Here is a 12,597-nt window from a genome sequence, read left to right as displayed (position 1 = left end):
AACTTAGAACTCCAGCCCAGCTTCACGAGCAGCATCAGCCAGCGCCTTGACGCGGCCGTGGTACTTGAAGCCAGAGCGGTCGAAAGCCACCTGCGAGACGCCAGCGGCTTTTGCACGCGTAGCGACCAGCTGGCCAACCTTAGTGGCCGCGTCGATGTTGCCAGTGGCGCCATCACGCAGTTCTTTATCCAAAGTCGAGGCACTTGCCAGGACCTTGTTGCCGTCGGCCGAAATGACCTGGGCGTAGATGTGCTGCGAAGAGCGGAACACGCAGAGACGCACGACTTCGAGTTCGTGCATTTTCAGGCGTGCTTTGCGAGCGCGACGCAGTCGAGTAACTTTTTTGTCGGTCATTTGCTATGCCCTACTTCTTCTTGGCTTCTTTACGACGGACGACTTCGTCCGCGTAGCGCACACCTTTACCTTTGTAAGGCTCTGGCGGACGGAAGTCGCGGATCTCAGCGGCCACTTGACCTACCAGCTGCTTGTCGATGCCCTTGATCAGGATATCGGTCTGGCTAGGAGTCTCAGCGGTGATGCCTTCCGGCAGCTCGTAGTCCACTGGATGCGAGAAGCCAAGGGCCAAGTTCAGCACTGTGCCTTTTGCTTGCGCCTTGTAACCAACACCGACCAGCTGGAGCTTGCGCTCGAAGCCTTGGCTTACGCCTTGGACCATGTTGTTTACCAACGCACGAGTGGTACCGGCCATTGCGCGAGTTTGTTGGTCGCCATTGCGAGCAGCGAAACGCAGCTCACCAGCTTCCTGAACAATTTCAACGGACGAGTGTACGTTCAGTTCGAGAGTGCCCTTGGCACCCTTCACCGAAAGCTGTTGGCCGGCGAATTTAACTTCAACACCAGCTGGCAGCTTAACGGGGTTCTTAGCGACGCGAGACATGCTTATCCCCCCTTAGAACACAGTGCAAAGAACTTCGCCGCCGACACCGGCAGCGCGCGCAGCACGATCAGTCATCACACCTTTGTTGGTGGAGACGATAGACACGCCGAGACCGCCACGAACTTTCGGCAGATCTTCAACGGACTTGTACTGACGCAGGCCTGGACGGCTAACGCGCTTCACTTCCTCGATGACCGGACGGCCTTCGAAGTATTTCAGCTCGATGGACAGCAGTGGCTTGGTTTCGCTGCTGATCTGATAACCCGCGATGTAACCTTCGTCCTTCAGGACTTTTGCTACAGCCACCTTCAGCGTGGAAGACGGCATGCTTACGACGGACTTTTCAGCCATCTGGGCATTACGGATTCGAGTTAGCATGTCCGCTAACGGGTCCTGCATACTCATGGGCTAGACGCTCCTGATACAAAAAAAATGAGCCTTGCGGCTACAGCTTGTCGCCGAGAAATTCCGGGCAAAAAACACGGGCTCAGGCGAGCCGGTCATTCTAGACACACCCCAGAAATGAATCAAGCCCCAAAAGGGGCTTGATTCATGTTCAAGGCCACCGGCGGTCAGGATCTTGCGACCCCGAACACCGAGACTTTGATAGCTATTACCAGCTGGCTTTAACCAGACCTGGTACGTCACCACGCATTGCAGCTTCACGCAGCTTGTTACGGCCGAGGCCGAACTTGCGGTAAACGCCGTGCGGACGACCAGTCAGGCGGCAGCGGTTACGCATGCGCGAAGCGCTTGCGTCACGTGGCTGCTTCTGCAGAGCTACGGTAGCTTCCCAACGCGCTTCTGGACTTGCGTTCAGATCGACGATGATAGCTTTCAGCGCTGCACGCTTGGTGGCGTACTTGGCAACGGTGAGCTGACGCTTCAGCTCACGGTTTTTCATGCTCTTCTTGGCCATTTTCCTACTCCAATCAGTTGCGGAACGGGAATTTGAAAGCACGCAGCAGAGCGCGGCCTTCATCATCGTTCTTGGCAGTGGTGGTCAGGGTAATGTCCAGACCGCGGAGAGCATCGATCTTGTCGTAGTCGATTTCCGGGAAGATGATCTGCTCTTTCACGCCCATGCTGTAGTTGCCACGACCGTCGAAGGACTTGGCATTCAGGCCGCGGAAGTCGCGAACCCGAGGCAGGGAGATCGACAGCAGACGATCCAGGAACTCGTACATACGCTCACGACGCAGGGTCACTTTGACGCCGATCGGCCAACCTTCACGGACTTTAAAGCCAGCGATGGATTTCCGAGCGTAGGTCACAACGACTTTCTGGCCGGTGATCTTTTCCAGGTCAGCAACAGCGTGCTCGATGACTTTTTTGTCGCCGATCGCTTCGCCCAGACCCATGTTCAGGGTGATTTTGGTAACGCGCGGAACTTCCATCACGTTCGAAAGCTTAAGTTCATCCTTAAGTTTCGGAGCGATTTCCTTCCGGTAAATCTCTTGTAGTCGTGCCATGGTCTTCTACCTAGCAGTGTTCAAGCATCAACCGCTTTTTGGGTCGACTTGAAGACACGAATTTTTTTGCCGTCTTCTACTTTGAAACCAACGCGGTCAGCCTTGTTGGTTTCGCCGTTGAAAATGGCGACGTTGGAAGCGTGCAGTGGCGCTTCTTTCTCGACGATACCGCCCTGTACGCCCGACATCGGGTTAGGCTTGGTATGACGCTTAACCAGGTTCAGACCACCAACAACCAGACGGTTGTCAGCGAGAACCTTAAGCACCTTACCGCGCTTACCCTTGTCTTTGCCGGCGATCACGATGATCTCGTCGTCACGACGAATCTTTTGCATGTCGGATCTCCTTACAGCACTTCTGGGGCGAGCGAGACGATCTTCATGAACTTCTCAGTACGAAGTTCACGGGTCACTGGCCCAAAGATACGGGTGCCGATCGGCTCTTGCTTGTTGTTCAACAGAACAGCAGCGTTGCCATCAAAGCGGATGATGGAGCCGTCAGCACGACGGACGCCATGGCGAGTGCGGACTACAACAGCAGTCATCACTTGACCTTTCTTCACCTTACCGCGAGGAATTGCTTCCTTGACGGTAACCTTGATGATGTCACCGATACCAGCGTAACGACGATGGGAGCCACCCAGCACCTTGATGCACATAACACGGCGAGCGCCGCTGTTATCGGCCACATCGAGCATGGATTGAGTCTGAATCATATAATTTCTCCGACCCTTAGCCCTTAGACTTCCACAGCGCGTTCGAGAACATCAACCAGAGCCCAAGACTTGGTCTTGGCCATCGGACGAGTTTCACGAATAGTGACTTTGTCGCCGATGTGGCACTGGTTGGTTTCGTCGTGCGCGTGCAGCTTAGTCGAACGCTTAACGTATTTACCGTAGATAGGGTGCTTAACGCGACGCTCGATCAGAACGGTGATGGTCTTGTCCATCTTGTCGCTGACAACACGGCCAGTCAGCGTACGGACAGTTTTTTCGGCTTCAGCCATGATTACTTACCTGCCTGCTGGTTGAGCACAGTCTTCACGCGAGCGATGTCACGCTTAACTTGCGAGAGCAGATGAGACTGCCCCAACTGGCCAGTTGCCTTCTGCATACGCAGATTGAACTGGTCGCGCAGCAGGCCGAGCAGTTGCTCGTTCAGCTGCTGTGCGGATTTTTCACGAAGTTCATTCGCTTTCATCACATCACCGTCCGTTTAACAAAGGAGGTGGCGAGCGGCAGCTTTGCAGCAGCCAGGGCGAAAGCCTCACGCGCCAGCTCTTCAGAAACACCCTCGATTTCATACAGGACTTTGCCTGGCTGAATCTGGGCAACCCAGTATTCGACGTTACCCTTACCTTTACCCATCCGAACTTCGAGTGGCTTCTTGGAAATAGGCTTGTCCGGGAATACACGGATCCAGATCTTGCCGCCACGTTTTACGTGACGGGTCAGAGCACGACGCGCTGACTCGATCTGACGAGCGGTGAGACGACCACGAGCAACAGACTTCAGCGCGAACTCGCCGAAGCTGACTTTGCTACCGCGCAATGCCAGACCACGGTTGTGGCCGGTCATTTGCTTGCGGAACTTCGTACGCTTTGGTTGCAACATTTGGCGTACCCCTTACTTAGCAGCTTTTTTACGAGGCGCAGGTGCTTGTGGCTTCAGCTCTTCTTGGCGACCACCAATTACTTCGCCTTTGAAGATCCAAACCTTCACACCGATCACACCGTAAGTGGTGTGAGCTTCGTAGGTGGCATAGTCGATATCGGCACGCAGGGTGTGCAGTGGCACACGACCTTCGCGATACCATTCAGTACGTGCGATTTCAGCACCGCCGAGACGACCGCTCACTTGGATTTTGATGCCTTTGGCACCAATGCGCATGGCGTTCTGTACTGCGCGCTTCATAGCGCGACGGAACATTACGCGACGCTCCAGCTGCTGAGCTACGCTCTGGGCAACCAGCATACCGTCGAGCTCCGGCTTGCGGATCTCTTCGATATTGATGTGCACAGGCACACCCATTTGCTTGGTCAGGTCCTGACGCAGTTTCTCAACATCTTCACCTTTCTTGCCGATCACGATGCCGGGACGAGCGGTGTGGATGGTGATGCGTGCAGTTTGAGCCGGACGATGGATATCGATACGGCTTACGGACGCGCTTTTTAGTTTGTCTTGGAGGTACTCACGCACATTCAGATCTGCGAGCAAATAGTCCGCATAAGTCCGACCGTCTGCGTACCAGACGGAGGTGTGCTCCTTGACGATTCCCAGGCGAATGCCAATGGGATGTACTTTCTGACCCATCTCTTCGACTCCGTTACTTGTCAGCAACCTTGACAGTGATATGGCAAGACCGCTTGACGATGCGATCAGCACGGCCTTTGGCACGTGGCATGATGCGCTTCAGCGAACGCCCTTCGTTGACGAAAACGGTGGAGACCTTCAGGTCATCAACGTCTGCGCCTTCGTTATGCTCGGCGTTGGCTACGGCCGACTCCAGCACTTTCTTCATGATCTCGGCGGCTTTCTTACTGCTGAAAGCCAACAGGTTGAGCGCTTCGCCCACCTTCTTCCCGCGGATCTGGTCGGCGACCAAGCGGGCTTTCTGGGCGGAGATTCGAGCGCCCGACAACTTAGCGGCTACTTCCATCGTTCCTTACCCCTTAACGCTTGGCTTTCTTGTCAGCCACGTGCCCGCGATATGTACGGGTACCGGCGAACTCGCCCAGTTTGTGGCCGACCATGTCTTCGTTCACGAGAACTGGAACATGTTGACGACCGTTATGCACAGCAATGGTCAGACCGACCATTTGTGGCAGGATCATGGAACGGCGCGACCAGGTCTTAACTGGTTTGCGATCGTTCTTTTCCGCCGCCACTTCGATCTTCTTCAGTAGGTGAAGATCAATAAAAGGACCTTTTTTCAGAGAACGTGGCACTGTCGTATCCCTCTATTTACTTGCGACGACGGACGATCATTTTGTCGGTACGCTTATTACCACGAGTCTTCGCGCCCTTAGTCGGGAAGCCCCATGGCGATACCGGATGACGACCACCAGAGGTACGACCTTCACCACCACCATGTGGGTGGTCAACCGGGTTCATGGCAACACCACGAACGGTTGGGCGAACGCCACGCCAGCGTTTGGCACCAGCTTTACCCAGCGAACGCAGGCTGTGCTCGGAGTTCGAGACTTCGCCCAGGGTCGCACGGCATTCAGCCAGGACTTTACGCATCTCACCAGAACGCAGACGCAGGGTCACGTAGACACCTTCACGAGCGATCAGCTGAGCCGAAGCACCAGCGGAACGAGCGATTTGCGCGCCTTTACCTGGCTTCAGTTCGATGCCGTGTACGGTGCTACCAACTGGAATGTTACGCAGTTGCAGAGCGTTGCCCGGCTTGATCGGTGCCAGAGCACCTGCGATCAGCTGGTCGCCAGCACTCACGCCTTTAGGGGCGATGATGTAGCGACGCTCGCCGTCTGCGTACAGCAGCAAAGCGATGTGAGCAGTACGGTTTGGATCGTATTCGATACGCTCGACAGTGGCAGCGATGCCATCTTTGTCGTTGCGACGGAAGTCGACCAGACGGTAGTGCTGCTTATGACCACCACCAACGTGACGAGTGGTAATACGGCCATTGTTGTTACGACCACCAGACTTCGATTTCTTCTCGAGCAGCGGTGCGTGAGGAGCGCCTTTATGCAGCTCCTGGTTGACCACCTTGACCACAAAACGGCGGCCAGGGGAAGTCGGTTTGCATTTAACGATTGCCATGATGCACCCCTTCCTTACTCAGCACTGCTGCTGAAATCGAGATCTTGGCCTGGCTGAAGGGAGATAACTGCCTTCTTCCAGTCATTACGCTTGCCCAGACCGCGAGCGGTACGCTTGCTCTTACCCAGAACGTTCAGGGTAGTAACGCGCTCCACTTTCACGCTGAACAGGCTTTCGACGGCCTTCTTGATTTCCAGCTTGGTTGCATCAGTAGCAACCTTGAAAACGAACTGGCCTTTCTTGTCTGCCAGAACCGTAGCCTTCTCGGAAACGTGCGGGCCAAGCAGAACTTTAAATACGCGTTCCTGGTTCATCCCAGCAGCTCCTCGAATTTCTTCACGGCCGACACAGTGATCAACACTTTGTCGTATGCGATCAGACTAACTGGATCGGAACCTTGCACGTCACGTACATCAACGTGTGGCAGGTTACGAGCAGCCAGGTACAGGTTCTGATCAACAGCGTCAGACACGATCAGAACGTCGGTCAGACTCATGTTGTTCAGCTTGCCCAGCAGATCTTTGGTTTTCGGAGTTTCAACAGCGAAATCCTGAACCACGACCAGACGATCAGTACGCACCAGCTCAGCAAGGATGGAACGCATTGCTGCGCGATACATCTTCTTGTTCAGCTTCTGGGAGTGATCCTGTGGACGAGCTGCGAAAGTGGTACCGCCGCCACGCCAGATTGGGCTACGGATAGTACCGGCACGAGCACGGCCAGTACCTTTCTGACGCCATGGGCGCTTGCCGCCACCGGAAACGTCGGAACGGGTCTTTTGCTGCTTGCTACCTTGACGGCCGCCGGCCATGTAGGCCACGACTGCTTGGTGAACCAGCGTCTCGTTGAATTCGCCGCCAAATGTCAGTTCGGAAACTTCGATCGCTTGAGCGTCATTTACATTTAATTGCATGTCAGCTTCCCCTTAACCGCGAGCCTTGGCCGCCGGACGTACAACCAGGTTGCCGCCAGTAGCGCCAGGAACAGCACCCTTGACCAACAACAGATTGCGTTCAGCGTCGACGCGCACTACTTCCAGGGACTGCACGGTCACGCGCTCAGCGCCCATATGACCGGACATTTTTTTGCCCTTGAATACACGACCAGGAGTCTGGCACTGGCCAATAGAGCCCGGGACGCGGTGGGAAACGGAGTTACCGTGGGTGTTATCTTGACCGCGGAAATTCCAACGCTTGATGGTACCGGCGAAGCCTTTACCTTTCGACTGACCGGTAACATCTACCAGTTGGCCAGCTGCGAAGATTTCTGCATTGATCAGATCGCCAGCTTGGTACTCGCCTTCTTCAAGGCGGAACTCCCAAACGCCACGACCGGCAGCAACGTTCGCTTTAGCGAAGTGACCTGCTTGAGCAGCAGTCACGCGCGAAGCACGACGCTCACCTACAGTGACTTGCACTGCACGATAGCCATCGGTTTCTTCAGTTTTGAACTGGGTGACGCGATTCGGCTCGATCTCAATGACCGTGACCGGAATGGAGACACCTTCTTCGGTGAAAATACGGATCATACCGCATTTACGACCGACTACACCAATAGTCATGTTGTAAACCTCATGAGTGTACGGGGCTTTCACCCGCTATGGCCGCCCATTTCAGAGCGTTACACGACTAAGACCGAGTCTTAGCCGAGGCTGATCTGCACTTCCACACCTGCCGCAAGATCAAGCTTCATAAGAGCATCAACGGTTTTATCCGTTGGCTGGACGATGTCCAGTACGCGCTTATGAGTACGGATCTCGTACTGGTCACGCGCGTCTTTGTTGACGTGCGGGGAGACCAGAACGGTGAACCGCTCTTTACGGGTAGGCAGTGGAATAGGACCACGCACTTGAGCACCAGTACGTTTCGCGGTTTCCACGATTTCCTGGGTGGATTGGTCGATCAGGCGATGGTCGAAAGCCTTCAACCTGATACGGATTTGCTGATTTTGCATTGGATTTCAGACTCCAGGCTGCTATTCCCACCGGGCGCAATACGCCCGTTAAAAGGAGGCGCAATTCTATAGACGGCCCCACAGAGTGTCAACCCAATAAAAAAGCCCCCGCAAGCGGGGGCTTTTTCATGAGTCGTCGATTACTCGATGACTTTGGCTACGACGCCAGCGCCGACGGTACGACCGCCTTCACGGATAGCGAAACGCAGACCATCTTCCATCGCGATGGTTTTGATCAGAGTGACAGTCATCTGGATGTTGTCACCTGGCATTACCATTTCAACGCCTTCTGGCAGCTCGCAGTTACCAGTCACGTCAGTAGTACGGAAGTAGAACTGTGGACGGTAGCCTTTGAAGAACGGAGTATGACGGCCGCCTTCTTCCTTGCTCAGAACGTACACTTCAGCAGTGAACTTGGTGTGCGGCTTAACGGTACCTGGCTTAACCAGAACCTGGCCACGCTCAACGTCGTCACGCTTGGTGCCACGCAGCAGAACGCCGCAGTTCTCACCAGCACGACCTTCGTCCAGCAGCTTGCGGAACATCTCAACACCGGTGCAGGTGGTTTTCTGAGTGTCGCGCAGACCAACGATCTCAACTTCTTCCTGGATGCGAACGATACCACGCTCAACACGACCAGTTACCACGGTACCGCGGCCGGAGATCGAGAATACGTCTTCGATCGGCATCAGGAACGGCTTGTCGATAGCACGCTCTGGCTCTGGGATGTAGGTATCCAGAGTTTCTACCAGCTTCTTAACAGCGGTAGTGCCCATTTCGTTGTCGTCTTGGCCGTTCAGAGCCATCAGAGCCGAACCGATGATGATTGGAGTGTCATCACCCGGGAAGTCGTAAGTGCTCAGCAGGTCGCGCACTTCCATCTCAACCAGTTCCAGCAGCTCAGCGTCGTCTACCATGTCAGCCTTGTTCAGGAAGACAACGATGTACGGAACGCCTACCTGACGGGACAGCAGGATGTGCTCGCGAGTTTGCGGCATCGGACCATCGGCAGCCGAGCAAACCAGGATCGCGCCGTCCATCTGGGCAGCACCAGTGATCATGTTTTTGACGTAGTCGGCGTGACCTGGGCAGTCAACGTGCGCGTAGTGACGAATGTTCGAGTCGTACTCTACGTGCGCAGTGTTGATGGTGATACCACGAGCTTTTTCTTCCGGGGCGCTGTCGATCTTGTCGAAGTCAACACGAGCCGAACCGAAAACCTCGGAGCAGACGCGAGTCAGTGCAGCAGTCAGAGTGGTTTTACCATGGTCAACATGACCAATGGTACCAACGTTGACGTGCGGCTTATTACGTTCGAACTTTTCCTTAGCCATCGAAATCACCCCTAGGAGAAGAATTGAGCAAGTCACACAAGCCATTAAAACAAAGGCAGATATTTTCATATCTGCCTTGTTATATGGAGCTCTTGAGCGGATTTGAACCGCTGACCTCACCCTTACCAAGGGTGTGCTCTACCAACTGAGCTACAAGAGCGAAACACTTTGCACAACCTGCAAACTTGGAGCGGGTAGCGGGAATCGAACCCGCATCATCAGCTTGGAAGGCTGAGGTTCTACCACTAAACTATACCCGCGGAGCCTGCAGCTCACGCTAAATCTGGTGGAGGGGGAAGGATTCGAACCTTCGAAGTCGTAGACGTCAGATTTACAGTCTGATCCCTTTGGCCGCTCGGGAACCCCTCCTAAGCGAGGCAGCATTCTACATCATGCCACCCTTCTGTCAAGCATTTTCTCATTAAAAACCTGAGGTTAGCTGCGTTGACCTTGCTTCGCTGCGTCTACCTCTAGAGGTCTTCACTGCGGAGCGGGCGCCATTCTATGCAAACTATTCGGCAGTTGCAATGCCTTCGCATGACATTATTTTATGTTTTAACTCATTGAATTCTTTAGCAAGATTCTGCAGCAGCGAATCATCCAGCAAATGCTTGCTTTCAGGAGCCACCCGCAACCAGTAACCAGAAGCATCAGGCAACCCCAAGGACTTCAATCGGACCTCCGCCCCCAATGCCGACAAACGCTGCTCGAGCATTTGAGCCTGATCACGACGAGCAAAACCACCTATATAGAGGCAATCGGCTTGAGCACTCCCCCCGTTGTCACGCCTAGAGAGCGCGCCAGACGACTCACTCAACAAGCGGATATCCTGCTGGGCCCCTTTATAAAGCGTCAGAGGTGTTACCTCCTTGGCACGTAAAGGCGCTTCCTGCTGATGCCAGACGTAATAGAACACATTGAGAACCAGGAGCAGCAGGAACAACCAGCGCATAGAAACCTCAGGACAATGGGCACGCCATAGCCAAGCCGACAAAAACCAGATCCGGAACCACTCGCCCTTGCGGCACAACCCCAGAAACCAGATCAGCATCACCACCGGTGAGAAATACTACGAAATCATCTCCCCAGTAACCACGCGCCAACTCCAACTGAGTCAGAACGAACCCCCTCAACATCAATGAGCAGCCGCGCTCTACCGCCTCAACCGTCGTACGACCCGGCAACAGGCTCACCAGCGCGCGTTCGGCAGACAAATCATCGTACCGAATTCGACGAGTGTGAGTTCTCAGCTGATTACGCATCAATGGCATCCCTGGGCAGATAAACCCCCCCAGGTGCTCGCCATCCGCAGCAATGAAATCCGCAGTAACCGCCGTCCCGAAATCGAGTACCAGACAGGCACCAGCTGCAAGGCGAAAGCCTCCCAGCATGGCAAGCCAGCGATCCAGGCCAAGTCGCTCAAACTCCTCATAACCATTTCGTACGCCGGCCATTTCTTTCGCAGGCACAGCACAGACCACCGCCACGCCAAAAGCCTGTACCAACATGGAAGCAAGCTTGCTCGTCTCCTCAGCCGTGCGCACGCTGACCAAACGGCAGCGGGTCAAAACCAAGCCGTTTAGCGTACGCAGATGCCCGACCAAAGCATCATCGGAATCAACCACACCCTCAGCAAATACCCCAAGCGCAGCATTATCCAGAACGCGCCATTTAATGAAGCTGTTTCCGCAATCAAGCTCAAGAATCATCACGTAACCTCAAGCTGAGCTCACCACCGCTGTAGACCTTCTCAACCCCATCCACCCTCAATCGCAATGCGCCCTGCTGATCGATGCCCATAACAACACCGTCTATTTTATTGACCCCAGCAATCAGAGACACCGCACTACCTTGCCACAAGTGATTCTGCTCCCATTCCTCTTGAATAGAGGAAAAGCCCTGGGTTTGGTGGCGCTCCAGGTAAGCCTTCAGCATCATGTTCAGCCGAGCAACCAACTGGTTGCGATCAACCTGCTTGCCGGACTCAAGCCGTACAGACGTCCACTGCTGATCAATCTCGTCGGTTTTCTGCATGCTGACGTTGATACCTACACCCAGAACTACATGACAGACATCAGCAGGATCCCCAACCAACTCCAACAGGATTCCGGCGATTTTTTTGCGTCCAACTAAAACATCGTTTGGCCACTTCAGGCCCGCACCAGCAATTCCAAACTCGCGCAAGGTTTGCATGACCGCCAGCCCGACTACCAAGCTGAGCCCTTCAAGCTGACGCATTCCACCATCGATACGCAGTACGAGGCTGTAATAAACATTTTCTGCAAAAGGGCTAGCCCATTTTCGCCCTCTCCGACCACGCCCCGCCGTCTGACGTTCAGCGAGCACCAGGAACGGCGTAGGCACACCACGCTCGACAGCCCTCAGTGCTTCGGCATTTGTAGAGTCGATAGAATCGAAAACCAGCACAGCCCAAGGGCAATCCTTTGATTGCTCGTAAATATCAGCCGGATCCAGAAGCGTCAGCGGAGCCGCCAACTGATAACCGCGGCCGCGAACTTTATGGATAGAGAGCCCCAACTCAGCCTCCAACTGCTGCAACTGCTTCCACACGGCACTGCGACTAACACCCAAGGCGGCACCAAGGGCCTGGCCCGAGTGAAACCGCCCATCCTTCAGAAGCTCCAACAATGTCAGCATGCAGATCTCGCCTCACAATGAGGCAGGCATGATAGCCATGCCTAAGGCTGTTGCATAGAAAGCGTGACCAGGCACAATCAAGCAGCTAGCAGCTGCAATTTGAAGTCGAAGGGCGCTGCTCTCCGTTGACTGGAAAGGTTTTTCCGCGCGCAAAAACAAAACCCCAACTGCTTTCGCAATTGGGGTTTCGGAATTTAATCTTGACGATGACCTACTCTCACATGGGGAAACCCCACACTACCATCGGCGATGCATCGTTTCACTTCTGAGTTCGGGATGGGATCAGGTGGTTCCAATGCTCTATGGTCGTCAAGAAATTCGGTGTGCCGAGCCGTCTTTCGACGTTTCAGCAAATTGGGTATGCGATAGTTTGTGTGTTTTCTCGAACTTTCGGTTCGTTTCGTCTTCACACACCGCAATCTGGCTGTTACGCGCAAATTGCTTGGGTGTTATATGGTCAAGCCTCACGGGCAATTAGTATTGGTTAGCTCAACG

22 protein-coding genes, 3 tRNA genes and 1 rRNA gene are annotated in these 12,597 nt (G+C 54.4%); all 26 read right to left on the bottom strand.

What is annotated here, in order from left to right:
- Positions 1-3 precede the first annotated feature (3 nt).
- Positions 4-354 carry a 50S ribosomal protein L18 gene (rplR, locus tag BM019_RS22710; RefSeq protein ID WP_003186037.1) on the bottom strand — a complete coding sequence of 117 codons (351 nt, stop codon included), beginning with the start codon at positions 352-354 and terminating at the stop codon, positions 4-6.
- Positions 355-364: 10 nt separating this feature from the next.
- Positions 365-898: a 50S ribosomal protein L6 gene (gene rplF / locus BM019_RS22705; RefSeq protein WP_007924185.1), complete on the bottom strand. Its 534-nt coding sequence runs from the start codon at positions 896-898 to the stop codon at positions 365-367.
- Positions 899-910: 12 nt separating this feature from the next.
- Positions 911-1,303: a 30S ribosomal protein S8 gene (rpsH, locus tag BM019_RS22700; protein ID WP_003228724.1), complete on the bottom strand. Its 393-nt coding sequence runs from the start codon at positions 1,301-1,303 to the stop codon at positions 911-913.
- Positions 1,304-1,511: 208 nt separating this feature from the next.
- Positions 1,512-1,817, bottom strand: a complete 306-nt coding sequence (rpsN, locus tag BM019_RS22695; protein WP_003228726.1) for a 30S ribosomal protein S14 — start codon at positions 1,815-1,817, stop codon at positions 1,512-1,514.
- Between the two features lie 13 nt (positions 1,818-1,830).
- A complete protein-coding gene (gene rplE / locus BM019_RS22690) occupies positions 1,831-2,370 on the bottom strand; it encodes a 50S ribosomal protein L5 (RefSeq protein WP_007924186.1) in 540 nt (179 codons plus the stop codon).
- Positions 2,371-2,390: 20 nt separating this feature from the next.
- A complete protein-coding gene (gene rplX / locus BM019_RS22685) occupies positions 2,391-2,705 on the bottom strand; it encodes a 50S ribosomal protein L24 (protein WP_003186046.1) in 315 nt (104 codons plus the stop codon).
- 11 nt (positions 2,706-2,716) lie between these two features.
- Entirely contained in the window at positions 2,717-3,085 is a 369-nt protein-coding gene (gene rplN / locus BM019_RS22680) for a 50S ribosomal protein L14 (RefSeq protein ID WP_002555479.1), read from the bottom strand.
- A 23-nt stretch (positions 3,086-3,108) separates the two neighbouring features.
- A complete protein-coding gene (rpsQ, locus tag BM019_RS22675) occupies positions 3,109-3,375 on the bottom strand; it encodes a 30S ribosomal protein S17 (protein ID WP_003194644.1) in 267 nt (88 codons plus the stop codon).
- 2 nt (positions 3,376-3,377) lie between these two features.
- Positions 3,378-3,569 (bottom strand): 50S ribosomal protein L29, encoded by a 192-nt coding sequence (gene rpmC, locus BM019_RS22670; RefSeq protein ID WP_002555481.1) that lies wholly within the window; start codon positions 3,567-3,569, stop codon positions 3,378-3,380.
- A complete protein-coding gene (rplP, locus tag BM019_RS22665; RefSeq protein WP_003228729.1) occupies positions 3,569-3,982 on the bottom strand; it encodes a 50S ribosomal protein L16 in 414 nt (137 codons plus the stop codon). The genes rpmC and rplP overlap by 1 nt, the downstream gene beginning before the upstream one ends.
- Before the next feature lie 12 nt (positions 3,983-3,994).
- Positions 3,995-4,681, bottom strand: a complete 687-nt coding sequence (gene rpsC / locus BM019_RS22660) for a 30S ribosomal protein S3 (protein WP_007924192.1) — start codon at positions 4,679-4,681, stop codon at positions 3,995-3,997.
- A 13-nt stretch (positions 4,682-4,694) separates the two neighbouring features.
- A complete protein-coding gene (gene rplV / locus BM019_RS22655; RefSeq protein ID WP_003103908.1) occupies positions 4,695-5,027 on the bottom strand; it encodes a 50S ribosomal protein L22 in 333 nt (110 codons plus the stop codon).
- Positions 5,028-5,040: 13 nt separating this feature from the next.
- The gene (gene rpsS, locus BM019_RS22650; protein ID WP_002555486.1) at positions 5,041-5,316 is read right to left on the bottom strand and encodes a 30S ribosomal protein S19; all 276 of its coding nucleotides are present in this window, start codon (positions 5,314-5,316) and stop codon (positions 5,041-5,043) included.
- Positions 5,317-5,332: 16 nt separating this feature from the next.
- Positions 5,333-6,157: a 50S ribosomal protein L2 gene (gene rplB / locus BM019_RS22645; protein WP_007924198.1), complete on the bottom strand. Its 825-nt coding sequence runs from the start codon at positions 6,155-6,157 to the stop codon at positions 5,333-5,335.
- A 14-nt stretch (positions 6,158-6,171) separates the two neighbouring features.
- Positions 6,172-6,471, bottom strand: coding sequence for a 50S ribosomal protein L23 (gene rplW / locus BM019_RS22640; protein WP_002555488.1), 300 nt, complete (start codon positions 6,469-6,471; stop codon positions 6,172-6,174).
- Positions 6,468-7,070, bottom strand: a complete 603-nt coding sequence (rplD, locus tag BM019_RS22635) for a 50S ribosomal protein L4 (RefSeq protein ID WP_007924200.1) — start codon at positions 7,068-7,070, stop codon at positions 6,468-6,470. Before rplD ends, rplW begins: the two co-directional genes overlap by 4 nt.
- A 12-nt stretch (positions 7,071-7,082) precedes the next feature.
- Positions 7,083-7,718 (bottom strand): 50S ribosomal protein L3, encoded by a 636-nt coding sequence (rplC, locus tag BM019_RS22630; RefSeq protein WP_092420482.1) that lies wholly within the window; start codon positions 7,716-7,718, stop codon positions 7,083-7,085.
- An 80-nt stretch (positions 7,719-7,798) separates the two neighbouring features.
- Positions 7,799-8,110: a 30S ribosomal protein S10 gene (rpsJ, locus tag BM019_RS22625; RefSeq protein ID WP_003186070.1), complete on the bottom strand. Its 312-nt coding sequence runs from the start codon at positions 8,108-8,110 to the stop codon at positions 7,799-7,801.
- 140 nt (positions 8,111-8,250) lie between these two features.
- Positions 8,251-9,444, bottom strand: coding sequence for an elongation factor Tu (tuf, locus tag BM019_RS22620; protein ID WP_007924207.1), 1,194 nt, complete (start codon positions 9,442-9,444; stop codon positions 8,251-8,253).
- Positions 9,445-9,528: 84 nt separating this feature from the next.
- Positions 9,529-9,604 (bottom strand) — tRNA-Thr (locus BM019_RS22615).
- Positions 9,605-9,630: 26 nt separating this feature from the next.
- A tRNA-Gly gene (locus BM019_RS22610) sits at positions 9,631-9,704 on the bottom strand.
- A 24-nt stretch (positions 9,705-9,728) separates the two neighbouring features.
- Positions 9,729-9,813: transfer RNA gene (locus BM019_RS22605), tRNA-Tyr, on the bottom strand.
- Between the two features lie 142 nt (positions 9,814-9,955).
- The gene (locus BM019_RS22600) at positions 9,956-10,396 is read right to left on the bottom strand and encodes a hypothetical protein (protein WP_092420479.1); all 441 of its coding nucleotides are present in this window, start codon (positions 10,394-10,396) and stop codon (positions 9,956-9,958) included.
- A 7-nt stretch (positions 10,397-10,403) separates the two neighbouring features.
- On the bottom strand, positions 10,404-11,153 hold the full coding sequence (locus BM019_RS22595; RefSeq protein ID WP_037005026.1) for a pantothenate kinase: 750 nt from the start codon (positions 11,151-11,153) through the stop codon (positions 10,404-10,406).
- Positions 11,143-12,102, bottom strand: coding sequence for a bifunctional biotin--[acetyl-CoA-carboxylase] ligase/biotin operon repressor BirA (birA, locus tag BM019_RS22590; protein WP_009045856.1), 960 nt, complete (start codon positions 12,100-12,102; stop codon positions 11,143-11,145). The genes BM019_RS22595 and birA overlap by 11 nt, the downstream gene beginning before the upstream one ends.
- Before the next feature lie 198 nt (positions 12,103-12,300).
- Positions 12,301-12,416, bottom strand: a 5S ribosomal RNA gene (gene rrf, locus BM019_RS22585).
- Positions 12,417-12,597: the final 181 nt, after the last annotated feature.

This window comes from Pseudomonas sp. NFPP07 (genome assembly GCF_900115645.1).
GTDB lineage: Bacteria > Pseudomonadota > Gammaproteobacteria > Pseudomonadales > Pseudomonadaceae > Aquipseudomonas > Aquipseudomonas chlororaphis.
This window is presented reverse-complemented; position numbering and strand designations above follow the sequence as displayed.